Raw genomic sequence first — 24,148 nt, 5'->3', positions numbered from 1 at the left:
ACTGGTGAAGACGTCAGACATCTCCACTAAGCCCGGGGGTCCTCCCTTCGACAACCGGAACTGGCACCAACCTCTTGGCCGGGTACACCTAGGCCTCCTCCCGCCCGGGCATCGGCTCGTCGGAGCCCAGCAAGACTCCCATCGCGTTCACGGCCGCTGCGCGACGGCGGAATTCTTCAACTTGAAGGGGCGTCAGGCCCTCCTCCTGAACCTGATGCACCAGCTGGCGACTCTCGCTGTCCCAGCTCACCGCGCGAGGCGTGAGCCCCATGGTCATCAGCTCCGTCGTCGCCCACTTAACGAGCCTGTCGCCCTCGGCGTTGACCTCCTGGATGGCTCCGCTCGTGAACGGGTGGGACGTGAATGGGTGGGATGTGAATGAGCGGGATGCGAATGGGCTCGAGGCGCCAATTCCGGCGACCCGCAGGTCGGCCTGCGCGGTGCGTTGGACTGGCACGTTGCGGTGGATCGCGCGGACAAGTTCCAACACCTCCTCTAGCTTGTCCTCCGGCGTCCGCTTCTCCTCGTCATCGACGGGCACCATCCCGATCAGCCTGTTGACTTCTTCATTGAAGGTCGGCCACTCACTGTCGAGCCGGCGCTCGACGATGCCAGGATCCACACCGACGAACCCGTTCAGGGTCTTGATGAGCTTGCCCACATCCGCGCGGTTCCAGAGGACATACTGGAAGTTGGTGAGCGGTCCCTTGATCTCCGACCCCTGGAGGTCAACGAGCAGGGGGATCACTCGCGACTTCTGTCCGCCGACGGCCTTGCTCAGCGCCCCCGCCTCGAAGTTGAGCCACGGCCGGCTCCAGTTCTCGCGAGTGACCACGATGATGCCGACGCTCGTGTCCGCAAGTTCCTCCGCGATGCGCTCCTGCCCGCGGTCACCGACCTCAATGTCTTCTTCCGACAGGAACAGTTCGACGTTGGGGTCGAAGATGCCCTTCAAGAACCGATACAGCTCACCGGCCACCGACTTTGAGAGGTCCAGTGACCAGCTCAGGAACACCTTTGTCGTTTTCACGTCGCCGATAGTGTGCCGCGCATGACGACGAACCCGCGTCCTGCGCCGAAGAGGGTGGCGCTCTGGAAGATCCTGGCGCTGATGCTCGGGGTTCTCGCGGCCGTCGCCCTGCTCTCGAACTCTCTGCCGTTGATCTACTTCGCGGTCGTCGGCGGTCTCTGACTCGCCGTCCGTTCGACGGCGGAGCCCAGAGCTGCCGTCGCCAGACGACCAGACACGACGACCGGGCGTGGCAGGGTAAGCGCGTGACCGACGCGTATCTCTCCTCCCTGTTCTCCCTCGACGGCCGGGTCGCCCTGGTGACCGGGGGCAGCTCCGGCATCGGCCGCGCGATCGCGGGGGCGCTGGCCCGAGCGGGCGCCCGGGTCGTCGTCGTAGCGCGGCGGGAGGCGGAGCTGGACGCCACGGTCGCGGAGCTGCGCGCGGACGGCTGCACGGTCGACCGGGTCAGCGCCGACCTGAGCTCGCGGGCCGGCGTGCGGGCCGCGGCCGAGGAGGTCGCCGCCGTGTACGGCGAGCCCGACGTCGTGGTGAGCTCAGCGGGGATCAACCTGCGACCGCCGCTGGGCGAGACGGACGACGCGACCTGGGACGCCACCATGGCGGTCAACCTCGAGGCGCCGTACCTGCTCGGACAGCGGTTCGGTCCGGGCATGGCCGAGCGCGGGTACGGCCGGCTGATCCACGTGTCGTCCCAGCAGGCGCACCGCGCGTTCGTGCAGTCCGGCGTCTACGGGGTGTCCAAGGGCGGCCTGGAGTCGCTGGCCCGCTCGCAGGCCGAGGCCTGGTCGTCCCGCGGCGTCACGGCGAACACGCTCGTGCCGGGCTTCGTCCTCACGCCGCTGAACGCCCGGCTGCAGTCCGACCCGGCGCGCGTCGAGGCGCTCGCGGCCCGCACGATGGTGGGCCGCAACGGGCTTGCCGAGGACTTCGCGGGGGCGGCGGTCTTCCTCGCGAGCCAGGCCTCCGGCTATGTGACGGGACAGTCGCTCTTCGTGGACGGCGGATTCTCGATCCACTAACCCGGTGGGGGTATGGTGCAGCGCATGACCGCCGACACCACCACCGACATCCGCCGCCCCGCGACCCTCACCATGTACGGGGCCACGTGGTGCGGCGACTGCCGCCGTGCCAAGCGTGTGCTCGACTCCCGCGGCGTGGAGTACGTGAACGTGGACCTCGTCGCCGATCCCACCCGGTCCGACGACGCCGAGGCGATCAGCGGCCGCAAGAACATCCCCGTCGTGGTCTTCCCCGACGGCGAGTTCTTCGTCGAGCCCACCGACGCCGAGCTCACGGCGAAGCTCGAGGCCGTCGGCCTCTGACGGCTCACTCCCAGCGGAACCACGCGGCGGCCGCACCGCCCGCGACGACGGTGGTCGCGCCGAGCCCGACGAGTGCGGACCCCGGCACCGCGACGCCGGCCCACGCCGCGCCGAGCGCGTCGATGGCGGCGCCGAAGGGGAGCCAGCCGCCGAGCGCGGCGAGCGCGTCGGGGAGGTTCTCCCGGGGCCCGAACAGCCCGCCGAGCGCGCCGAGGGCGAAGAAGGCGACGAGGCCGATCGCCACCGCAGACCCCGGCGTCGGCGCGACGGCGGCCACGAGCATCCCGACCGCGTACATCGCGGCGATCGCCAGCCCAAGCACGCCCGCTGCCACCCACGGGTCGGTCGGCGGCGACGCCCCGAGCCACACGAAGGCGACGCCGAGCGCCAGGGCGATGCCCAGCAGGATCTGTGCCACCCCGACGAAGGCCTGCGCGCCGAGCACCATCGCCGGGGACGCGGGGGTGACGCCGAGGCGCTTGAGGATCCCCGTGCGGCGGTAGTAGGCGAGGAAGCTCGGCATGTTGATCACCCCGACCGTCGCCACCACCATCGTCAGGGTCAGCGGGAGGACGTAGACGTCCAGCGCGGTGCGCCCGCCCGTCCCGGGGACCACCTGGTCCAGGCCGGGGGACAGCCCGTTCATCACGAGGACGAGCAGCGGCATGCCCAGCGGGACCACGAGCCCGGCGGTGTCGCGGGCCACCATCCGGGCCTCGGCGACCGTGAGCGCGAGCCACGCGCCCGCCCCCGGTCGCACCGTGCGCGGCGGCGCGCCCGGCTCGGGCAGCTCCAGCACGCGTGGCAGGTCGTCTCGGCTGGTCGGGCGGGCGGTGGTCACGAGGCCTCCAGGGGGCTTCCGGTGAGGGCGAGGAACGCGTCGTCGAGGGTCGGACGGCGCAGCTGCGTCTCGGTGGCGACGACGCCCGCGGCGGCGAGCGCCGCGCCCACCTCGTGCAGCAGGTCGCCGCGGCGCGGGTCGTCGGGCCCGGCCGCCACGCCGGTGACGGCGAGCCGCGGGCCGGCGGCGTCGACGTGCTCGACGGCGGGCAGCCGGGCGAGGAGGTCGGCGGCGGTCGGGTCGTCGGTGCGGAGGGTGACGGCGGGCCGCAGCCCCGCCCGGTCGACCAGCTCGGCGGTGGTGCCGCGCGCGACGACGCGCCCGGCGTCGAGGATCGTCACGTGGTCGCACAGCCGCTCCACCTCCTCCATGAGGTGGCTGACGAGCAGCACCGTGACGCCGTCGGCCCGCAGGTCCTCGACCAGCGACCACATGCTGCGCCGCGCCTCGGGGTCCAGGCCGGTCGTGAGCTCGTCGAGGATCACGGCCCGCGGCGCGCCCACGAGGGCCAGCGCGACCGAGACCCGCTGCTGCTGCCCGCCCGACAGCTTCTCGAAGCGGACGTCGCGCGAGGTCCCCAGCCCGACCCGCTCGACCAGCTGGTCGGGGTCCACACCGCGCGGGTAGAAGGACCGGTACAGGCGCACGAGCTCCCGCACGGTCAGCGCGCCGTGCAGGTACGCGCCCTGCAGCTGGACGCCGAGGACGCCGCGCACCCGCCCGCGGTCCGCACGCGGGTCGAGCCCGAGCACCCGCACCCGCCCGGAGTCCGGGCCCCGGGCGCCGGCCAGGAGCTCCACCGTGGTGGACTTGCCGGCGCCGTTGCGGCCGAGCACGCCGGCCACCTCGCCGGGCCCCACCGACAGGCTGACGTCGTCGACGGCGACGACGGGCGGCTCGCCGCGCCGCCGGCTGCGGTACGTCTTGCGCAGGTGCTGCGCCACGAGTGCGGTCATGCCGACGACGCTAGGGACGCGGCGCGCGTCGTCGCGCGTGCCGCCGGTCATGACCTGCACCCATGACTTCCGGCACGGGCGCCCGCAGCGCGCGGCCGGTTAGCGTGGTGCCGTGCGCCGGCTGGGACCCGAGGAGACGTCCGGGCTGACGATCCTCGTCGTCTGCCTGGCGGTCGTCGTGCCCGTGCCCTTCGTGGCGGAGCCGGACCGGATGCTCGTGCCGCTCCTTGCATGGGTCCTGCTCGCCGCCGCCTGGTTCGCCACCACGGTGGTCACGGTCCTCGGCCCTCCGCGCACCCGTCGCACGCTCGCGGCGCTCGCGGCGCAGACGCTCCTGACCGGCGCGCTCGTGGTGACGGTGCCGGGGATCGGCTGGCTGCCGATCCTGCTCGTGTTCGGCGCGGCGCTCAGCACGTACGTCGCACCGGTGGGCGCGACGGTCGCCGTGATCGCCGTCAACACGGGTTCGCTGCTCCTGTCGTACCTGCTCGCGCCCGGCGAGGTCCGCGCGTTCGAGATCCTGCTGTCCCTGGGGCTCTACCTGCTGCTCCAGGTGGCGAGCGCGGCGATCAGCGTCGCCCTGCAGCGGGAGCAGCGCATGCGCACCGAGCTCACCGTCGCGCACGCCGAGCTCGCGGCCGCGGCGGTGCTCGGGGAGGAGGCCACGCGCGCGTCGGAGCGGCTGCGCATCTCCCGCGAGCTGCACGACCTCATCGGCCACCAGCTCACCGTCCTCACCCTCGAGCTGGAGTCCGCGGCCCACCTTCCGGGCGAGCGCGGGGCGGAGCACGTGGAGCGCGCCCGCACCGTGGCGCGCGAGCTCCTCGGCGACGTCCGCGCCACCGTGGGTGAGCTGCGCCGTCGCGCGCCCGACCTGCGCGACGCCCTGGACGCCGTCGCCGCGGCCGTCCCGTCGCCGCGGGTCGAGGTGCACGTCGCCGAGGACGTCGTCGCGGACGAGGAGCAGACGGCGGCCCTGGTCCGCGTCACCCAGGAGGTCGTGACCAACGCGGTGCGGCACGCCGAGATGGCGACGGTGCTGCGGATCGAGGTCGCGGCGGACGACGACGGCGCGCTGACCCTCGTCGCCCGCGACGACGGCCTCGGCTCGGAGCCGGTCCGGATCGGGCACGGGCTCGCGGGCATCGTCGAGCGGGCCGAGGCCCTGGGGGGCGGCGCCACGTTCGACGCGTCGGCGGGGTTCACGGTGCGGGCGCGCCTCGCCCCGCGGGCGGCGTCGTGACGGCGGGCCCGGCGTCCGACGGGACCCGAGGCAGGGTGCGCCTCGCGCTCGCCGACGACCAGACGCTGGTGCGGCACGGCATCCGCAGCCTGCTGGAGATCGCGGGCGGCATCGACGTCGTCGCGGAGGCGGACGACGGCGCGACGGCGGTCGACGCGGTCCGGGAGCACGAGCCCGACGTGCTGCTGCTCGACCTGCGGATGCCCGGCCGCGACGGGATCTGGGCGCTGGAGGCGCTGCGCGACGAGGGGTTGGAGGTCGCCGTCCTCGTCCTGACGACGTTCGACGACGACGCGCTCGTGCTGCGCGCGCTGCAGGCAGGGGCGCGGGGCTACCTGCTCAAGGACGTGACCCTGGAGCAGCTCGCCGACGCGGTGCGGACCCTGGCCGCGGGGGACACCCTGGTGCAGCCTGCGGTGACGGCTCGGCTGCTGCGGGCGGTCCGCTCGGGTCCGGCGCCGGCGGACGTCGTCCCGGCGGAGCTCACCGGGCGGGAACGGGAGGTGCTGCGCCTCATGGCCCAGGGCTGGTCGAACCGCGAGATCGCGGACGCCCTGTACCTGGCGGAGGGCACCGTGAAGAACCACGTGTCGAACGTGCTGCTCAAGCTCGGCGCCAAGGACCGCACCCGGGCCGTGCTCCTGGCGCTGCAGGGCGGCCTGCTGGCCTGAGGGTTTCGTCGCCGGCCGGGTGGTGGCCGATACTCGACGCCGTGGAGATCCCCGTCGTCTGGTCCGTCGTCCTGCTCGTCGCCGCCCTGTGGAACCTGGCCGTGTGGCCGTCCTTCTGGCGCCGCGTGACCAAGGATCCGCGCGCCCGCGACGCCGCCGGGCGCCCCACCCGGTTCTTCACCGTGCACGCCGTGCTGGTCGGCGTCTCGATGCTGCTCGCCCTGCTCGTCGGCGTCGTGGGCGTGCTCGGCCTGGTCGGCTGACCCCGGGCGGACGCCCCTCAGCGTCCGTGGTGCTGCCGGGGCTCGACGCGCGTCACCCAGAACTCGGTCGTCGGCTCCTGCGGCGTCGTGAACCGGGCGTTCGGCAGGTACAGCCCGCCCGCGAAGGCGGCCACCGTGGTCGGGACGTCGAAGCCCTCGTCCGAGAGCTCGCCGGTCACCGTGCCGCGCGTCCCGCTGCGGTCCAGACGGACCACGGCCACCAGGTTCAGCTGGTTGCGCACGACGTAGAGGGTCCGGCCCTCCAGCAGCATGCCGTCGCCGTTCGTGAGCGAGGCGTCGCCGTCCCGCGACGCGAGGTCCACGACCGTCGTCTCGCCCGTGGCGGGGTCGACGCGGTGCAGCGCGCCGGTCGTCGAGTTCACGACCAGCAGCCCGCGGCCGTCGGGCGTGGCGGTGATGCCGTTGGCGTTGAACCCCTCGACCTGCTCCCACGCGCCGGAGAGCGGCACGGTCTCGGCGGCGTCGGGCAGTGCGCCGTGCCGGCCGAGGGGCAGCCGGTACAGCACCGCCCGCTGCGAGTCGGTGAACCACGCGGCGTCGCGGGTGAGCACGACGTCGTTGACGAAGCTGGGTGCGGTGGCGAGCGCGTAGTCGGCCAGGACCTCGCCCGAACGGGCGTCGACGACGCGCGCGGAGCCCGACGGCCCGCCCGCGACGAAGAGGCGGCCGCGTCGGTCGACCTTGAGGCCGACCGACGGCGTGCCGGGGCCCTCGCTCACGACCTCGCCCTCGCCCGTGACGAGGTTCGCGCGGTAGATGTCGCCGTCGGCGCGGGACCCGAACCAGGCCCACGGGCCGACGCCGGTGGCGATGCCCTCGGGGAGGAACCCGTCGGGCAGCTCGACCCGGTCCGGCAGCGCGCGGTGCTGCGGCGGGGTCGCGGGCGCGGCGACGGTCGCGGGCGTCGCCGCGACGGCGACCAGTGCCGCGGCGGCGAGGGCGAGGGCCGCCGCCCGTCCTGGGCGTCTCCGGTACATGGTCAGTCCTCGATTCCCCGTCGATCCCGTCGATCCCCGTCGATCGGGGTCTCGGGTGCGTGTCGAGCCGTCCTCCTCGCCACGCTATGCCGGGCGGCGCGCGGTCACGAGGGGAGCGCCGAGGGCGGGCGCGGGGCGGTGTGCCCTGGCGCGTATCCGCAGGTCGCGTGACGATGGTCACATGAGGGCGATCTGGAAGGGCGCCGTGACGTTCGGCCTCGTCAACGTGCCGGTCAAGCTGTACAGCGCGACCGAGGACCACGACGTGCCGCTGCACCAGGTGCACGACGCCGACGGCGGGCGCATCCGCTACCGGCGCGTGTGCGAGCTGGACGGCGAGGAGGTGCCGTACCAGCACATCGACCGCGCCTACGACGACGGCGAGCGGACCGTGGTGCTCACCAAGGACGACTTCGGGGCGCTGCCGGCGGAGGCGAACCGGGAGATCGAGGTCGTCGAGTTCGTGCCGAGCGACCAGATCGACCCGATCATGCTGGACCGCACCTACTATCTCGAGCCGGACTCCAAGAGCCCCAAGGCGTACGTGCTGCTGCGGCGCACGCTGGAGGAGACGGACCGCACCGCGATCGTGAAGTTCGCGCTGCGCCAGCGCACGCGGCTGGCGGCGATGCGCGTGCGCGACGAGGTGCTCGTCATGCAGACCCTGCTGTGGGCCGACGAGGTGCGCGAGGCCGCCTTCCCGTCCCTCGACGGGTCGGTCACGGTCTCGGACAAGGAGCTGGCGATGTCGGGCCAGCTCGTCGCGAGCTACGAGGCCGACTTCGCGCCCGAGGAGTACGAGGACGAGTACCAGGTGCAGCTGCGCCAGCTCATCGACGCCAAGATCGAGCAGGGCGACGCGCTCGACACGTCCGAGACGTTCGGCGAGCAGCCGGAGAAGGAGGACGCCGACGTCATCGACCTCATGGAGGCTCTGCGGCGCAGCGTCTCGGGGTCGAAGGGCGGGGCGAAGGGGAGCTCGAAGGACGCGTCCGAGGAGAAGGCTCCGGCGAGGAAGGCCCCGGCCAAGAAGCCGGCGGCGAAGAAGTCCGGCGCGTCGTCGACCGCGAAGTCGTCCTCCGCGAAGACGTCGTCCGCGAAGACGTCATCCACCAAGAAGGCTCCGGCGAAGAAGGCCCCCGCCAAGAAGTCGTCGTCGAAGGCGCCGGAGCGCAAGACGGGCTGAGCCGCCCGGTCGACGTCCGACGACGGCCGCGGCGTCAGGCCGGCGTGCGCCCCGAGGAGCGTGCCGCGGCGGCCTCGCGCACGAGGACGAGGAGCTCGTCGATGTCGCCGTCGTCGAGGCTGCTCGCGCCGAACGACGCGAGCGCGTAGAGCCCCTCGCCCATGAGGGAGACGGCGCGGGCGAGCACCGGGTCGCCGACCTCCTCCCGCACCGCCTCGGTCCAGGCGGCCTGCGCCGCGTCGAGGACGTCCCGGGCTCGGGGGTAGGGGCCCTGCGCCAGGCGTGAGACCGCGAGGTAGAGCACGCCGAAGTCGCCGTCGATGACCGTCGACGTGCGCAGGAGGTAGTCGGCGGCGCCCTCGGGCGCGCCGCGCATCGTCTCGACGTCGGTGGCGGTGAGCTCGCCCAGGTGGTCGAGGAGCCCGTCGACGAGGGCGTCCTTCGAGGGGAAGTGGTAGAGCAGGCCGCCCTTGGAGACGCCGGCGCGCTCGGCGACCGCCTCGAGCGTCGCGGCGCGCTCCCCGGACTCGACGAGGAGCTCGGCGAACGCGCGCAGGACCTTGGCTCGGGCGGCGGGGGGAGGGGGCATGTCGACAGCCTAGTGGCGGGGTGTTACTGTACCGGCTGGACGGTGCGGAAGTTCGGCATCACCATGTCGCCCCGGCCGTCCGCAGCGTGTGAAAGGCACCTCAGGTTCAGTCATGGTTCAGACCCAGGTGACGACGCACCCCACCTCCTCAGCCACGGCCGCGAGCCGCCTCGCCCCCGGTCGCCCCGCCGGCGCCGGACGCCGCTGGGCGGCCCTCGCCGTGCTGATGCTGCCGGTGCTGCTCGTCTCGATCGACAACACGGTCCTCAGCTTCGCCCTGCCGCAGATCTCGGAGTCGCTCGCCCCGGGCGGCACGCAGCTGCTGTGGATCGTCGACGTGTACCCGCTCGTGCTCGCTGGCCTCCTCGTGCCGATGGGCTCCGTCGCGGACCGCGTCGGCCGACGCCGCCTGCTCCTGATCGGGGCCGTCGGCTTCGCCGTCGTGTCCGCCGTCGCGGCCTTCGCGCCGACGGCGGGCGCCCTCATCGCCGCCCGCGCCGGCCTCGGCTTCTTCGGCGCGATGCTCATGCCGTCCACGCTGTCGCTGCTGCGCAACGTGTTCACCGACCGCGACGAGCGCCGCCTCGCCATCGCGATCTGGGCCGCGGGCTTCGCGGCCGGCTCGGCCGTGGGGCCGATCGTCGGCGGCGTGCTGCTCGAGCACTTCTGGTGGGGCTCCGTGTTCCTCCTCGCGGTGCCGGTGCTGGCCCTGCTGCTCGTGCTCGCGCCGGTCTTCGTGCCCGAGTCGCGCGACCCGGCGCCGGGCCCGATCGACCCGGTGTCGATCGTCCTGGTCATGGCCGCGATGACCCCGGTGGTGTTCGGTATCAAGACGCTCGCCAAGGGCGCGCTGCCCTCCCTGGGGATCGCCGCGATCGCCGTCGGACTGCTCATGGGCGTGCTCTTCGTGCGCCGCCAGCTGCGCCGCCGCAACCCGATGCTCGACGTGCGGCTGTTCGCCGTGCCCGCGTTCACGGGCAGCGTGCTGGTGAACCTGCTGTCGGTGTTCTCGCTGGTCGGCTTCCTGTTCTTCGTGTCGCAGGACCTGCAGCTCGTCATCGGGCTGTCGCCCGTGCAGGCCGGCCTCGTGCTCCTGCCGGGCACCGTGGCGATGGTCGTCGCGGGGCTGGCCGTGGTGAAGGTCGTGCGTCGCGTGCGGCCCTCGCACGTCGTCGCCGCCGGGCTGGCCCTGTCCGCCGTCGGCTACCTCGTCACCGCGCTCGTCGCGGGGCGCGGCGAGGCCGGATGGCTCGGGCTCGCGTTCGTCGTCCTGGCGATCGGCGTCGGCTCGGCCGAGACCGTGTCGAACGACCTCATCGTCTCGACGGTGCCCGCGGCCAAGGCGGGCGCGGCCTCGGCGATCTCCGAGACCGCGTACGAGGTCGGCGCGGTGCTGGGCACCGCCGTCCTCGGCGGGATCCTCACCGGGTCGTACCACGCGAACGTCGTCGTGCCGTCGGGCGTGCCCGCCGCGGACGCGGCCTCGGCGGCGGAGACGCTAGGCGGCGCGACGAGCGTCGCGGCCGACCTGCCCGCCGGGCAGGCGCAGGCCCTGCTGGACTCGGCGCACGCGGCATTCGGCAGCGGCGTCGTCGTGACGTCCGCGATCGGCTTCGCCGCCGTGCTGGTCGCGGCCGGGATCGCCCTGACGACGTTGCGGGACGTGCGCTCCTGACCCGCGCTCCTGACGCGCGTCGTCCGTGAGGGCGGCGTCACACCCGCGACGGCGGCGCCACCGGCGAGGACGGTGGCGCCGCCGTCGTCGTTCGGCGAGGGTGGTGGCGATGAGCGACCAGCACGACGAGCCCATGCCGGCGGACGGCGCGCGTCGCCCGCGCGCCCGCCGGACCCCGCCGCGCTGGGTGCGCTGGACCCTCGCGGGGGTGACGGCGGCCCTGGCCTGTCTGGTGTTCGGGGTGAGCACCGCGACCGTGGAGCTCGGGTTCGGGCCGCACGAGGCCGTGTACTCGGTGACGAACGACAGCCTCGTGGTGGTCGACCTCGGTCCGCTGGGCACCCTGGAGATCGACTCGCCGCTCCCGCTCGGGCTCGGCGTGGACGTGGTGGTCAAGGAGATCCCCGCCGACCTGACGACGGTCGGCGCGGCCAACACCCTCACCGCGCTGAGCCAGGACCTGGAGAGCTACCTGCAGTTCTTCTCCAGCCCGGACGTCGCCGTCCGCAGCGTCGCCCTGGGGCTCGTCGAGAACGCCCTGTGGCGGTCGCTGGGCGCGGCCGCCGTGCTGGTCGTCCTCGGGTTCGCCGTGCGGTGGCTGCTGGGGCCGGGACGACGGCGCGAGCTCGCCGACGCGATGGCCCCGCGGACGGGGGAGCTCACCGCCGGGGTGGCGATCGTGGCGCTCGTCGTGACGACGGTGTCGTCGGGGGCCGCCGGCAGCGCCGCCCAGGGGCAGCCCGCGTCGCCGGTCTTCGCCGGGACCGCGCTGGAGGGCGCGCGGATCACCGGTCGTCTCGCCGGCGTCATCGACACCTACGGCGGGCAGCTCGTGAAGCTGTACGAGGACAACGAGGAGTTCTACGCGAGCGCGGACGACGACCTGTCGGCCGCCTGGGACGCCCGGCTCGCCTCCGAGGCGGCGGCGTCCGTGACCGCGGCGGGGACCCAGTTCGCCTCGCCGGCCCCGGCCGAGGCCACCGCGCCGGTCGCGCCGCCGCGCGCCGTGCCGAGCGGTAGCGGCGAGGACGAGCCGGTGACGTTCGTCGTCATCTCCGACCTGCACTGCAACACCGGGATGACGCCGCTGATCCGCACGACCATCGAGCGCTCGGGTGCCGACGTCGTGCTCAACGCGGGCGACACGACGATGAACGGCACCTCGGTGGAGAAGGTCTGCGTCGACTCGTTCGCGTCGGCCGTGCCGCGCGGCGTGCCGATGGTGGTGTCGGACGGCAACCACGACTCGCAGGTCACGTCGGACCAGGAGGCCGCGCACGGCCAGAAGATCCTCGACGGCGACGTGCTCGAGGTCGAGGGGGTGCGCATCCTCGGTGACCGCGACGCCCTGGAGACGCGCGTCGGCGTCGGCACGAACGTGGCGCGGGAGCGCACCCCGGAGCAGCAGGCGGCCGACCTCGCCACGACCGCCTGCGAGGACCGTGGCGGCGTCGACCTGCTGCTGATCCACACGCCGGCCGTGGGCCTCGACGCGCTGGACACCGGGTGCGTGCCGTTCCAGGTCTCCGGCCACACGCACAGCCGGTCCGGGCCGGAGCAGGTGGGCCAGGGCATCCGGTACGTCAACGGGTCCACGGCCGGCGCCGCGCCCAACCAGCCCACCGTCGGGCCGCTGCACGGCACGGCCGAGATGACGGTGCTGCGGTTCGACCCCGCGACGCGGCGGATGCTCGACGTGCAGGTCGTGAGCGTGACTCCCGACGGCACGGCGACGGTGGGCGAGCGGGAGCCGGTGCCCGACGTCGTCCCGCCGGCCGACGAGGCGCTCGGGTCGTAGCGTCCGGGCGACCGGGACCGGTGCCCCGATAGGCTCGGAGCGTGCCCGAACCCACCTCACCCGCCGCCATCTCACCGGAGCAGCCCGTCGACCCCGACGAGCTCACCCCCGTCGCCCAGGACTATCTCAAGGCGGTCTGGTCGGCGCAGGAGTGGTCGGACGAGAAGGTCACGACCGGGCTGCTGGCGGACCGGCTCGGCGTCGGCCCGTCGACGGTCTCCGAGACGGTGCGCCGCCTCACGACGCAGGGACTGCTGGGCCACGAACCCTACGGCGGCGTCTGGCTCACCGAGCTGGGCCGGCGCTACGCGCTGGTGATGGTGCGGCGGCACCGGCTGCTGGAGACGTGGCTGGTGCGCGACCTCGGGTACGCGTGGGACGAGGTGCACGACGAGGCCGAGGTGCTGGAGCACGCCGTGTCCGACCGGCTGGTGGAACGCATCTCCACGCGCCTCGGTCACCCCGAGCGCGACCCGCACGGCGACCCGATCCCGTTCGCCGACGGGCGCGTGGTGCGCCCCGAGGCGGTGCCGCTGGTGGACCTCGAGGCCGGCGCCAGGGGAGTGGTCGCCCGGATCTCCGATGCCGACCCCGAGGCGCTGCGGTACCTCGCGGACCTCGGCATCGACCTGGACCTGCCGGTGCGGCTGACGTCGCGCCGGGAGTTCGCCGGGACGGTCGGAGTGGCCTGGGAGGCGGACGGCCGCGAGGTCACGGTGGACCTCGGGCTGCTGGCGGCGTCGCGCATCTGGGTGGTCCGCGCGTAGGCTGTCCCGGTTCCCCGACGACGTGAGCGCTGGACGGCGCACCGTCGTCCCGCCCTCCCGTCGAAACGATACGACCAGCAAGGGAGAGGCGTGACCTCGACCACCGCGTCCACGCATCCCGCCGGCGCCTCCGCACGCGCGCCCCGGCCCGAGCACGTCGGGGCCGCGCTGTTCGCGCTCGCCGTCGGCGGGTTCACGATCGGCACCACCGAGTTCGCCACCATGGGCCTGCTGCCGCAGATCGGCGCGGGCCTCGGGGTCAGCGACCCGGTCGTGGGGCACGCGATCACCGCGTACGCCGTCGGCGTCGTGGTGGGCGCCCCGCTGCTGACCGTCGCCGCCGCGCGCATGTCCCGCAAGCGGCTGCTGCTCGCCCTCATGGGCTTCTACACCGTGGCCAACGTGCTGTCGGCGGCGGCGCCGTCGATCGAGTGGCTGATCGCCGGGCGGTTCCTGGCCGGGCTCCCGCACGGCGCCTTCTTCGGCGTCGGCGCCGCGGTCGGCGCCGCCGTCGCCGGACCGGGGCGTCGCGGCCATGCCGTCTCGATGATGATGACCGGCCTGACGGTCGCGAACGTCGTCGGGGTTCCGGTGTCCACGGCGGTGGGTCAGAGCCTCGGCTGGCGTGCCGCGTTCGTCGTCATCGGGCTGCTCGGCGCCGTGACCCTGCTCGGAATCTGGCGCTTCGTGCCCGAGCGCGGACCGGTGGACTCCAGCGTCCGGCAGGAGCTGTCCACCCTGCGCAACGGCCCGCTGTGGATCTCGTTCGCGGCCGGGGCGATCGGGTTCGGCGGCCTGTTCGCCGTCTACACCTACGTCGCGCCCACCGTCACCAAGGTGGCGGGCATGTCCGAGAGCGCCGTGCCCTGGGTGCTCGCCGTGTTCGGCGTCGGCATGACCGTCGGCACGCTGCTGGGCGGCAGGCTGGTGGACCGGAACGTGCTGCGCACGGTGATCGGCGGGTTCGTCGCGACCGCGCTGTCGCTGGTGCTGTTCGCGCTGGTCGGGACGTCGCCGGTGGGCGCCGTCGTCGGGCTGTTCCTGCTGGCCGTCACGTCGCAGACCCTCGGCCTGGCGATGCAGACGCGCCTCATGGACCTCTCGCCGCGCGCGCAGTCCCTCGGCGCGGCCCTGTGCCACTCCGCCCTCAACATCGGCAACGCGAGCGGCGCGTTCTTCGGCGGCCTCGTCATCGCCGGCGGCTACGGCTACCTCGCGCCGGCGTGGGTGGGGCTGGCCCTGACGCTGGTCGGCCTGGCGATGGTGCTGGCGTTCGGCCGCCAGCGGGTGCCGCACGCCGGCTGACCTGCACCCGGCCCTCTGCTGCCGCGGGCCCCTCCCCAGGAACGTGCGGTACGGTCGCGCCCGTGAGCCCGAGCGTGCGCGACGCGACCCAGGACGACCTCCCCGACGACGCCGCGGGGGAGGCCGTGCCCGCGTCAGGCCCGCGGGGCCTCACCGCCCGCACCTACGGCATGCTGCTGACCGTGCTGGGCGGCATCGGCTTCGGGGCGGCGTCGTGGCTGGCGATCGAGGAGTACCTCAAGCTGCTCGACCCGAACCGGGTGACGAGCTGCAGCTTCAACGTCTTCCTGGACTGCGGTGTCGCGATGATGTCCTGGCAGGGCACGCTGCTCGGCTTCCCGAACCCCTACATCGGGGTCGCGGCGTTCCCCGTGGTGATCACGACCGGCGTGGTGCTGCTCGCGGGCGCCCGGCTGCCGCGCTGGTACCACCGGTCGCTGCTCGCGGTGACGGTGCTCGCGCAGCTGCTGATCTTCTTCCTCATGTGGTCGAGCTTCTACGCGCTGGTGCGGCTGTGCCCGGCCTGCATGGTCGTCTGGACGATCCTGTGGCCGCTGCTGTGGTTCCAGGTGGTGCACGCCGTGCAGGAGGGCCACCTGCCCGCGAGCGACGGGCTGCGCCGCGCCGTCGTGCGCAACCGCGGCCTGGTCCTGATCATCGGCTACGTCGTCGCCGTCGGCTGGCTGCTGCTGGCCGTCGGGGGACCGCTCGTGGAGTCGTTCGGGGTGTGAATATCCGGCCGGGACGCGCGGTCCCGGCCGGTAGACTCGCCGGGTGAGCACGCCCGACACCGCACCGTCCCGATCCGAGGCTCCCACGGAGCCCGCCCACCGTTACACGCCCGCTCTCGCGCAGCAGGTCGAGGAGCGCTGGCAGGACCTCTGGGAGGAGCGGGGCACCTTCTGGGCGGCGAACCCGTCGGGGGCGCTCACGGACGGCGACGGTCGGAACGCGGCCGGCAAGCCGTTCTTCATCATGGACATGTTCCCGTACCCCTCGGGGGCGGGGCTGCACGTCGGGCACCCGCTGGGTTACATCGCCACCGACGTCGTCGGTCGTTTCCGCATGATGTGCGGCGACAACGTGCTGCACGCGCTGGGCTACGACGCGTTCGGCCTGCCCGCCGAGCAGTACGCGGTGCAGACGGGGCAGCACCCGCGCACCACCACCGAGCAGAATATCGTCACCATGAAGCGCCAGCTGCGCCGCATGGGCCTGGCGCACGACTCGCGGCGCACGTTCGCGACGATCGACCCCGAGTACGTGCGCTGGACGCAGTGGATCTTCCTGCAGATCTTCGACTCCTGGTACGACGCCGAGGCCGACGGCGGCAAGGGTCGCGCCCGCCGCATCAGCGAGCTGCGTGCCGCGCTGGAGTCGGGCGCGCGCGCCGTCCCCGGACACGACGGCGACAACGCCGGCGGGGCGGTCTGGGCGGCGCTGTCCGACGACGAGCGGCGCGACGTGCTGGACGCGCAGCGCCTGGCCTACGTCGACGAGTCGCCCGTCAACTGGGCGCCCGGCCTGGGCACCGTGCTGGCCAACGAGGAGGTCACGGCCGACGGCCGCTCCGAGCGCGGCAACATGCCCGTCTTCCAGAAGTCCCTGCGGCAGTGGAAGATGCGGATCACCGCCTACGCGGACCGCCTGACCGACGACCTGGAGCTCATCGACTGGCCGGAGAAGGTCAAGTCGATGCAGCGCAACTGGATCGGGCGCTCCACCGGCGCGAACGTCCGGTTCGACGTCGTCGGCACCGCCGACTACGACGCGGCCGGCGCGGGCGCGCAGGTCGAGGTGTTCACCACCCGCCCGGACACGCTGTTCGGCGCGACGTTCATGGTCGTGGCGCCCGAGCACCCGCTGCTGGACGAGGTCCCCGCGGCCTGGCCCGACGGCACCCGCGACGTCTGGACCGGCGGGCACGCGACGCCCGTCGAGGCCGTCGCCGCGTACCGCCGCGAGGCCGCCGCGAAGACCGCCGTCGAGCGGCAGGCCGACGCCGGCAAGAAGACCGGCGTGTTCACCGGGCACCTGGCGATCAACCCGGTCAACGGGGCGACGGTCCCCGTGTTCACGGCCGACTACGTGCTGATGGGCTACGGCACCGGCGCGATCATGGCGGTGCCCGGCGGCGACCAGCGCGACTTCGACTTCGCCGAGGCGTTCGAGCTGCCCGTGATCCGCACCGTCGAGCCCGCGGGCGGGCTGCCGGACGACTTCGCCGGCGCGTACACGGGCGACGGCGTGGCGGTGAACTCGTCCAACGACGAGATCAGCCTGGACGGGCTGGGCGTCGCCGAGGCCAAGGCGAAGATCGTCACGTGGCTGAGCGCCCGCGGCGCCGGCGAGGGGACGACCACGTACCGGCTGCGCGACTGGTTGTTCAGCCGGCAGCGCTACTGGGGCGAGCCGTTCCCGATCCTGTGGGATGAGAACGACCGCCCGGTCGCGATCCCGGCCGACATGCTGCCCGTCGACCTGCCGGACGTGCCGGACTACGCGCCGCGCACCTTCGAGCCCGACGACGCCGACTCGTCGCCCGAGGCCCCGCTGGGCCGCAACGACGAGTGGGTGCACGTCACCCTGGACCTGGGCGACGGCCCGAAGCAGTACCGCCGCGACACCAACACGATGCCCAACTGGGCCGGGTCGTGCTGGTACTACCTGCGCTACCTGGACCCGACGGACTCGACCGACGGCCCTGCGAAGGGCACCGCCGTCGTCGACCCGGAGCTCGAGTCGTACTGGCTGGGGCCCAAGCACAACGCGACGTCCGGTCCCGCCGGCGGCGTCGACCTGTACGTCGGCGGCGTCGAGCACGCGGTGCTGCACCTGCTGTACGCGCGGTTCTGGCACAAGGTGCTGCTCGACCTGGGCTACGTCTCCTCGCTGGAGCCGTTCGGCAAGCTGTTCAACCAGGGGTACATCCAGGCGTACGCCTACACGGACGCCCGCGGCGCCTACGTGCCGGCCGGCGAGGTCGAGGGCGACGAGCAGGCCGGCTTCACGTACCGCGGCGAGCCCGTCAACCGTGAGTACGGGAAGATGGGCAAGTCCCTGAAGAACGTCGTCACGCCGGACGAGATGTACGAGCAGTACGGCGCCGACACGTTCCGCGTGTACGAGATGTCGATGGGCCCGCTGGACCTGTCGCGGCCGTGGGAGACGCGCGCCGTCGTCGGGTCGCAGCGCTTCCTGCAGCGGCTGTGGCGCAACGTCGTGGACGAGGAGACGGGCGCGCTCGTCGCGACCGACGACGAGCCCGACACCGCCACGCTGCGCGCGATGCACCGGGCGATCGCGGACGTGCGGGTCGAGATGGAGCACATGCGGCCCAACACGGCGATCGCGAAGCTCATCACGTACAACAACCACCTCACCTCGCTGGACCGGGTGCCGCGCGCGGCGGTCGAGCCACTGGTGCTGATGGTCGCGCCCATCGCGCCGCACATCGCGGAGGAGCTGTGGCAGCGGCTCGGGCACGACGGCTCGCTGGCGCGCGAGCCGTTCCCGACCGCCGACGAGCAGTACCTCGTCGAGGACACGGTGACGTGCGTCGTGCAGGTCAAGGGCAAGGTGCGCGGCCGCCTCGAGGTGGCGCCGTCCATCTCGGACGCCGACCTGGAGGCCGCCGCCCTGGCGGAGCCGAACGTGGTCCGCGCCATCGACGGGGCGCCGGTGCGCAAGGTGATCGTGCGCGCGCCGAAGCTCGTCAACATCGTCGTCTGAGTTGGCGACCGTCCGCCTCGAGGGCGCCCTGGCACGCAGCCGGGGCGCCTTCGGCACGCCCTCGCTCGCCCTCCTGCACCGCAAGGAGGGGCCGCTGGTCGTCGCCCTGCTGTCGCTGATCTTCACGCCCGGCCGTGCCACCGTGCCGACCGAGCAGATGCACGTGGAGGTCGAGGACCTGCTGGCCGAGGCGCGGGCCGCCGGCCACGAGGTGCCCGACGACGCCGCCCGCGCGCTGTGCTCGCGCTGGGTGGCGGGCCGCTGGCTGGTGCGCGCGCTCGACGACGACGGCGTCGAGCAGTACCAGGTGAGCTCGCACGCGGCGGAGGCGCTCGCGTTCGTGGACCGGCCCCAGGGCGCGCGCGCCCTGGTGAGCGAGTCGCGCATCCGCACGCTGCTCGTCGCCCTCGACGGGCTCGCCCGCGACGCCCGGCCCGACCGCGAGTCGCAGCAGCGTGCGCTGCGGGAGCAGGTCGCCCGCGCGCGCGACGAGATCGCCGAGGCGGAGGCCGAGCTGGCCCGGCTCGAGGCCGGCGGCCCCGTGGTGCAGGCGCCCACGGACCGGCTGGTCGAGCAGTTCGACAACGTGGCCGCGCTGGTGCGCGAGCTGCCCGCCGACTTCGCCCGCGTGGCCGAGTCGATCGCGGAGCTGCAGCGCAGCATCGTCACGAGCCTGCGCCAGGACGAGCGCCCCACCGGCGAGGTGCTGGGCGCCTACCTGGAGGCCTCCGACTCGCTCATGGAGCGCACGCCCGAGGGTCGCGCGTTCTCCGGCGCGATGGAGCTGCTGCGCGACCCGCAGCTGCTCGGTCAGGTCGACGAGCGGGTCCGGGCGGTGCTGGCGCACCCGTTCGCGGCGGACCTGCCGGCCGAGCGCCGGGAGTCCGTGCGCGCGCTGTACTCCCAGCTCCTCGCCGCCGTCGACGGCGTGCTCGACGCGCAGGCGCGCGCCTCCCGCACCATCACGCAGCAGCTCACCGTGCACAACCCGCTCCGCGACCGCGAGCTGGACGCCGCGCTGCGCGAGGCGACCGCCGCGATGGCGGAGTGGTTCCCGACGTCGGGGCGGGCCGCGCGCGTGGAGCCGCTGCGCTGGCTCGAGCGCGCGCGCCTCGGCCGGTTCCGCGCCCAGCTGCACGACCTGCGCCCCGACACGCCGCCGGACGCGCTGGCCGACCTCGACGACGCCGGGTTCGACGGGGGCGGTGAACCCCGGGAGGTGCTGGGCGGCCTGCGCGGCATGGGCGGCCCGCGCTACGAGGAGACCACCGCGCACGCGGCGCGCGTGCTGCGCGAGCGCGGCCGCGCCACGGCGGACGAGGTGTTCGCCGCCGGGCCGGCCGAGCTGCGCCGGCCCGTGGAGCTGCTGGGCTACCTCGAGCTCGCCACGGCGGGGGAGCTCGACGCGGCGCTGGGGGACGGCGCCGGGATCGGCGACGTGCCCGCCGCCCGCCTGCGCCGCGTGACCACCGTGCGCGCCGACGGCAGCACACGCGACCTGGTGGTGCCGAGGGTGGGCCTCGCGATGCCCGACGACGAGCCCGACGACGAGGGGGACGCATGACCGACACGACGATCGAGCCCGTGATCGAGCCCGTGACCGAGCCTGCGGACGTTGCGGCGGCCGACGGGGCCGCCTTCGTCGAGGTGCCCGCGCTGGCCGACGACGACGGGGCGCTGTTCGCCGGCGACATGGGCGTGCTCCCGTACGAGGCGCGGCGCGCGCTGGCGCTGGTCCTGCAGCGGAGGTACCTGTCCGCCGCGGTGCACCCGGTGGAGTGGAAGGCGCTGCTCGCGCACCAGAACGTGCTCGCCTCGCGCTGCCACGACCTGTTCGTGGAGCTCGTCGTCGACCGCGACTACGAGATCGCGTACAAGCGGCAGGTCCGCGAGGCGGGGCTGAGCATCCCGGTGCTCCTCAAGGACGAGCCGTACAAGCGGGTCGAGACGCTGCTCATGCTGTTCGCGCGCAACCGCTTCCGGCAGGAGCAGGGCGCGGGGGAGCGGGCGGCGCACGTCGACGCCGAGGAGCTGGTCGACTACGCGCTCGGCTTCCTCGCCACGGACGAGACGAACCTGGCCGCGCGCCGGCGCGAGGTCGACAACGCGATCGCCACCCTCGTGCGCGAGCACGTGCTCGACGAGGTCGCCGAGGGGCGCTACCGCGTGCAGCCGGTCGTGGAGATCCTGCTGCCGGTGGAGCGGCTACGGGAGCTGACGGCGTGGCTGCGCTCGCCGTCGGCCGAGCCGACCACCGTCACCGACCACGACGACGAGACCGAGCCGGTCGACGAGGACGAGGAGTCGCGCGCATGACCATCACGAGCGACCCGGCGGAGCAGGTCGCCGCGCCCCGCATGCAGCAGTCGTTGTTCGGGCTCATCCCGACGGCGTCGGACGGGCGGCAGTGGACGGCCCGCTCGATGCAGCTGGTGAGCTGGGGCGGCTACCACGGCTACCACGAGGTGCGGTTCGCGGGCACGACGACGCTGCTCACGGGCGCGTCCGGCTCCGGCAAGTCGACCCTGCTCGACGCGTACATCGCGCTGATGATGAGCCATACGACGCCGTTCAACGGCGCGTCGAACACGGCCACCAGCGGGCGGGCGCGCGGGCAGGAGCAGCGCAACGTCGTCTCCTACGCGCGCGGCAAGCTCGACGAGGAGCGCACCGCCGGGTCGGCGCGCGCCAGGGACCGCGTACTGCGCGGCGAGACGTCGGACACCTGGTCGGCCATCGCGATGACGTGGTCGTCCCAGGCGGGCGAGCGGTTCACGGCCCTGCGTGCCTGGTACGTGCCGCGTGGCGCGCAGCGCACGGACGAGACGGTGGCCGTGCGCGCCGTCGTCGACGCGGACTTCAGCCTGCGCGACCTCGAGCCGCTCGCGGCTCAGCGCTTCGGCAAGGCGGGGCTCACCGCCGCGGGGCTGACGTCGTTCGACACGGACAAGGCGTTCGCCACCCGCCTGCATGCCGCGCTCGGCATCGGCGCCGCGGGCGACGGCGAGAAGGCGATGCAGCTGCTCGGCCGCATCCAGGCGGGCCAGCAGATCACCACGGTCGACTCGCTCTACAAGGCGATGGTGCTGGAGGAGCCCGAGACGATCCGCGTGGCCGAGCGCGCCGTCGAGCACTTCGACGAGCTCAGCGAGGTGCGCGCGGAGATGGACACCGCGCAGAAGCAGGTGGACGTGCTGCGCCCGATGCTGGGGCACCGGGAGGCGGTCGACGACGCCGTCGCGCAGCGGCGTCTGGTGGACGCGCTCGGGCCCGACGGCGGCGCCGGCGGGCCCGAGCCCGGCACCGAGCCTGCCCGGATCACGCCGTTCACGGCGTGGCGCGACCGCACCCAGCTCGACCTGTTGCGCGCGGGCGAGGCGGAGAACCGGGCCCAGCACAAGGCCGCCGCCGAGCGGGTCGCCGTCGCCGAGGAGCGGCTCACCGTCGCGCAGGGCGAGCTCGAACAGGTGCGGGCCGACCAGCGCCGCAACGGCGGCGACGCCATCGAGGCCGCGGAGCGCGACGTGCGCACGGCCGAGCAGCGACTGGCCGAGGTGCGGCGCGCCCGCGCCGAGCTGGAGGGCCACCTCGCCCCGCTGGAGCGGGAGGCCTCCACGCGGCGCGAGCTGGACGCCCTGCACGCCGACGCCCGCCGCTACCTCGACGAGCGCGACGCGCACACCGACGCGCTGTCCGAGGCGGTGGTCGACGCCGCGGCACGGGAGAAGGACGCGCTGCGCGACCTGGCCGGCCTGGAGCGCGAGGAGGCTTCCCTCAAGGCGCGTCGCGGCAACGTGCCGCGCGAGCTGCACGAGGCGCGCGAGGCGCTGGCCCGGGCTGCCGGCCTGCGGCCGGAGGACGTGCCGTTCGTCGGCGAGCTGCTCGAGGTGCGCGGGGAGTACGAGCCCTGGCGGGAGGCCGTCGGCCTCGCGCTCGGGGGGTTCGCGGTCACGGTGCTGGTCGACGAGGCGCGGCTGGACGCGTTCCGGTCCGCCATCGACGCCGTCCGCTCGCCCGTGCGGGTGCGGTTCGAGGGCGTGCCCACGGGACTCGCGCTGCACGAGGAGGCCGACCGTTCGCTGCTGCCCGGACGTCTCGAGGTGAAGGCCGGCCCGTTCGGCGGCTGGCTGGCCGGGCGGCTGGCGGAGCGGTTCGCGTACGTGTGCGTCGACGACCCGACGGAGCTGGCCCGCCACGACCTGGCGCTCACCCGGTCCGGGCAGACGTCGGAGGGCCGCCGGGGCGCGCACGGCGGCCAGGGCCGGGCGTCGGTGCTGGGGTTCAGCAACCACCGGCGCCTCGAGCAGCTCGCCGAGCAGATCGCGGCGGCGCACCAGGAGCTGCGACAGGCCTCGGAGTCGCTCGCGGGCGCCCGGCTGCGGCAGAAGGCCGAGGCCGACCACTTCGTCGCGTACAGCCACGCGCTGCGGGCCGCCTGGGACGACCTCGACGTGCGCGGGGCGGAGGCCCGGCTCGCCGAGCGGCAGGAACGGCACGAGGCGCTGGTCGCGGGCTCGGACGTGCTGCGCGCGCTCAAGGCCGACGAGGACGTGCTGCGGGCCCGGGTGGACGAGCTGTACCGCGAGCGCGCCGCGGCGCAGCAGCGCGTCACCGAGCTCGGCGCGACGTGGGAGCAGCTCAGCGACCAGGTCGACCAGGTCGCCGACGCCGTCGAGCGCGCCGACGACGAGGGCGTCGAGCCCACGCCGGAGCAGGAGCGGCGCCTGGCCGAGCTCATGGCGCAGGTCGGCTGGTCGGGGGTGGCGGGCACGTCGGGCAGCGGGCTGGCGGACCTCACCACCGCCGTGGCCGCCGTCGTGCGCGAGCTGCATCACGAGCGCGACGCCGCCGAGGAGGCCGAGCGCGCCGCACGCGCGGCCCTCGCGGCCCTGTTCGAGCGGTTCAACGACACCTGGCCCGACCCGAACCGCAGCGCCGACCCCGACGGCGCGTACGCCGACTTCCTGCGGATCTACGAGGAGCTGGAGTACCAGCAGCTGTACCGGCTGCGCGACCGGTGGTCGGCGCACCTGCGGCAGATGTCCGGCGACCAGCTCACGCGGCTCAACAACGGCATCGCGCAGGCCGTGGCGGAGATCCGTGACCGCATGGAGCCCGTGAACGCGATCCTCGCGACGCTCCCGTTCCGCGACGACGCGCACCGCCTGCGCATCACCGCCACGCCTGTCGAGGCGTCCGAGGTCGTGTCGTTCCGACGGCGGTTGCGCGAGCTGGCCACCGCCCCGGCGGGCGACGTCCCGCTCGCCGAGCACGAGCGCCGGTACGAGCGGATGCGCAGGCTGATCGACCGCATCCGCCCGGACAGCCCGGAGCGCCGACGCCTGGTGGACGTGCGCGAGCACGTGCGGGTCAGCGCCGAGTGCGTGGACCTCGAGGGCAACCACGTGAGCGTCTACGACCACATCGCCGGCAAGTCCGGCGGCGAGTCGCAGGAGCTCGTCGCGTTCATCGTGGGCGCGGCCCTGCGCTACCAGCTCGGCGACGCCGGGGCGGAGCGCCCCCGGTACGCGCCGGTCTTCCTCGACGAGGCGTTCATCAAGGCGGACGCGCGGTTCGCCGGCCGTGCGGTCGGCGCGTGGCGCGGGCTGGGCTTCCAGCTCGTGGTGGGGGCGCCGCTCGACAAGGTCAGCGCCCTGGAGCCGCACGCCGACGTCGTGCTGCAGGCCATCAAGGACGCGACCGGCCGGTCGCGGCTGGTGACGCTCGTGGGGGAGTGACGGGCGGTCGGTGTCGGGCCGGGCCGGTCGC

General features: G+C 74.0%; 21 protein-coding genes. 16 read left to right on the top strand and 5 right to left on the bottom strand.

Features of this window, described 5'->3' with window-relative positions:
• Positions 1-88 precede the first annotated feature (88 nt).
• Positions 89-1,030 carry a toll/interleukin-1 receptor domain-containing protein gene (locus ABZ493_RS03130; protein ID WP_430580718.1) on the bottom strand — a complete coding sequence of 314 codons (942 nt, stop codon included), beginning with the start codon at positions 1,028-1,030 and terminating at the stop codon, positions 89-91.
• A gap of 21 nt (positions 1,031-1,051) precedes the next feature.
• Between ABZ493_RS03130 and ABZ493_RS03125 the strand changes: the two genes are divergently transcribed.
• From ABZ493_RS03125 to ABZ493_RS03115, 3 genes are all read left to right on the top strand, one after another.
• Positions 1,052-1,192 (top strand): hypothetical protein, encoded by a 141-nt coding sequence (locus ABZ493_RS03125; protein WP_430580717.1) that lies wholly within the window; start codon positions 1,052-1,054, stop codon positions 1,190-1,192.
• 83 nt (positions 1,193-1,275) lie between these two features.
• Positions 1,276-2,052 carry an SDR family oxidoreductase gene (locus ABZ493_RS03120; protein WP_430580716.1) on the top strand — a complete coding sequence of 259 codons (777 nt, stop codon included), beginning with the start codon at positions 1,276-1,278 and terminating at the stop codon, positions 2,050-2,052.
• Between the two features lie 24 nt (positions 2,053-2,076).
• Entirely contained in the window at positions 2,077-2,355 is a 279-nt protein-coding gene (locus ABZ493_RS03115) for a glutaredoxin domain-containing protein (RefSeq protein WP_430580715.1), read from the top strand.
• 4 nt (positions 2,356-2,359) lie between these two features.
• Here the strand turns inward: ABZ493_RS03115 and ABZ493_RS03110 are convergent, their stop codons facing one another.
• Positions 2,360-3,196 carry an ABC transporter permease gene (locus ABZ493_RS03110; RefSeq protein ID WP_430580714.1) on the bottom strand — a complete coding sequence of 279 codons (837 nt, stop codon included), beginning with the start codon at positions 3,194-3,196 and terminating at the stop codon, positions 2,360-2,362.
• A complete protein-coding gene (locus tag ABZ493_RS03105) occupies positions 3,193-4,152 on the bottom strand; it encodes an ABC transporter ATP-binding protein (RefSeq protein ID WP_430580713.1) in 960 nt (319 codons plus the stop codon). Before ABZ493_RS03105 ends, ABZ493_RS03110 begins: the two co-directional genes overlap by 4 nt.
• A 112-nt stretch (positions 4,153-4,264) precedes the next feature.
• On the opposite strand from ABZ493_RS03105, the gene ABZ493_RS03100 reads away from it, so the two are divergent.
• From ABZ493_RS03100 to ABZ493_RS03090, 3 genes are read left to right on the top strand one after another with little or no spacing between them, the layout of a single operon-like run.
• A complete protein-coding gene (locus tag ABZ493_RS03100) occupies positions 4,265-5,395 on the top strand; it encodes a histidine kinase (protein ID WP_430580712.1) in 1,131 nt (376 codons plus the stop codon).
• Positions 5,396-5,430: 35 nt separating this feature from the next.
• The gene (locus ABZ493_RS03095; protein ID WP_430580711.1) at positions 5,431-6,066 is read left to right on the top strand and encodes a response regulator transcription factor; all 636 of its coding nucleotides are present in this window, start codon (positions 5,431-5,433) and stop codon (positions 6,064-6,066) included.
• 41 nt (positions 6,067-6,107) lie between these two features.
• Entirely contained in the window at positions 6,108-6,329 is a 222-nt protein-coding gene (locus ABZ493_RS03090) for an SCO4848 family membrane protein (RefSeq protein WP_430548008.1), read from the top strand.
• 17 nt (positions 6,330-6,346) lie between these two features.
• On the opposite strand, the gene ABZ493_RS03085 is transcribed toward ABZ493_RS03090, so the two are convergent.
• Complete coding sequence (locus tag ABZ493_RS03085; protein ID WP_430580710.1) at positions 6,347-7,327, bottom strand: hypothetical protein; 981 nt, start codon at positions 7,325-7,327, stop codon at positions 6,347-6,349.
• Between the two features lie 181 nt (positions 7,328-7,508).
• Here ABZ493_RS03085 and ABZ493_RS03080 point away from each other — a divergent pair, with 181 nt between their 5' ends.
• The gene (locus ABZ493_RS03080; protein WP_430580709.1) at positions 7,509-8,513 is read left to right on the top strand and encodes a Ku protein; all 1,005 of its coding nucleotides are present in this window, start codon (positions 7,509-7,511) and stop codon (positions 8,511-8,513) included.
• Positions 8,514-8,547: 34 nt separating this feature from the next.
• On the opposite strand, the gene ABZ493_RS03075 is transcribed toward ABZ493_RS03080, so the two are convergent.
• Positions 8,548-9,102, bottom strand: coding sequence for a TetR/AcrR family transcriptional regulator (locus ABZ493_RS03075; RefSeq protein ID WP_430580708.1), 555 nt, complete (start codon positions 9,100-9,102; stop codon positions 8,548-8,550).
• Positions 9,103-9,214: 112 nt separating this feature from the next.
• Between ABZ493_RS03075 and ABZ493_RS03070 the strand changes: the two genes are divergently transcribed.
• From ABZ493_RS03070 to ABZ493_RS03030, 9 genes are all read left to right on the top strand, one after another.
• Positions 9,215-10,777, top strand: a complete 1,563-nt coding sequence (locus ABZ493_RS03070; protein WP_430580707.1) for an MFS transporter — start codon at positions 9,215-9,217, stop codon at positions 10,775-10,777.
• Positions 10,778-10,886: 109 nt separating this feature from the next.
• Complete coding sequence (locus tag ABZ493_RS03065; protein ID WP_430580706.1) at positions 10,887-12,575, top strand: metallophosphoesterase family protein; 1,689 nt, start codon at positions 10,887-10,889, stop codon at positions 12,573-12,575.
• 41 nt (positions 12,576-12,616) lie between these two features.
• Entirely contained in the window at positions 12,617-13,342 is a 726-nt protein-coding gene (locus ABZ493_RS03060; RefSeq protein ID WP_430580705.1) for a metal-dependent transcriptional regulator, read from the top strand.
• A 90-nt stretch (positions 13,343-13,432) separates the two neighbouring features.
• Entirely contained in the window at positions 13,433-14,647 is a 1,215-nt protein-coding gene (locus ABZ493_RS03055; protein ID WP_430580704.1) for an MFS transporter, read from the top strand.
• Positions 14,648-14,709: 62 nt separating this feature from the next.
• Positions 14,710-15,378: a vitamin K epoxide reductase family protein gene (locus ABZ493_RS03050; protein ID WP_430580703.1), complete on the top strand. Its 669-nt coding sequence runs from the start codon at positions 14,710-14,712 to the stop codon at positions 15,376-15,378.
• Between the two features lie 43 nt (positions 15,379-15,421).
• A complete protein-coding gene (gene leuS, locus ABZ493_RS03045) occupies positions 15,422-18,379 on the top strand; it encodes a leucine--tRNA ligase (RefSeq protein WP_430580702.1) in 2,958 nt (985 codons plus the stop codon).
• Between the two features lies 1 nt (position 18,380).
• Complete coding sequence (locus ABZ493_RS03040) at positions 18,381-19,943, top strand: DUF3375 family protein (RefSeq protein ID WP_430580701.1); 1,563 nt, start codon at positions 18,381-18,383, stop codon at positions 19,941-19,943.
• Positions 19,940-20,695, top strand: a complete 756-nt coding sequence (locus tag ABZ493_RS03035; RefSeq protein ID WP_430580700.1) for a DUF4194 domain-containing protein — start codon at positions 19,940-19,942, stop codon at positions 20,693-20,695. The genes ABZ493_RS03040 and ABZ493_RS03035 overlap by 4 nt, the downstream gene beginning before the upstream one ends.
• Positions 20,692-24,117 carry an SbcC/MukB-like Walker B domain-containing protein gene (locus ABZ493_RS03030; protein ID WP_430580699.1) on the top strand — a complete coding sequence of 1,142 codons (3,426 nt, stop codon included), beginning with the start codon at positions 20,692-20,694 and terminating at the stop codon, positions 24,115-24,117. Before ABZ493_RS03035 ends, ABZ493_RS03030 begins: the two co-directional genes overlap by 4 nt.
• Positions 24,118-24,148 lie beyond the last annotated feature (31 nt).

Origin of the sequence: Isoptericola sp. NPDC019482 (assembly GCF_040632295.1) — a bacterium.
In the GTDB taxonomy this organism is placed as follows: Bacteria; Actinomycetota; Actinomycetes; order Actinomycetales; family Cellulomonadaceae; genus Isoptericola.
This window is presented reverse-complemented; position numbering and strand designations above follow the sequence as displayed.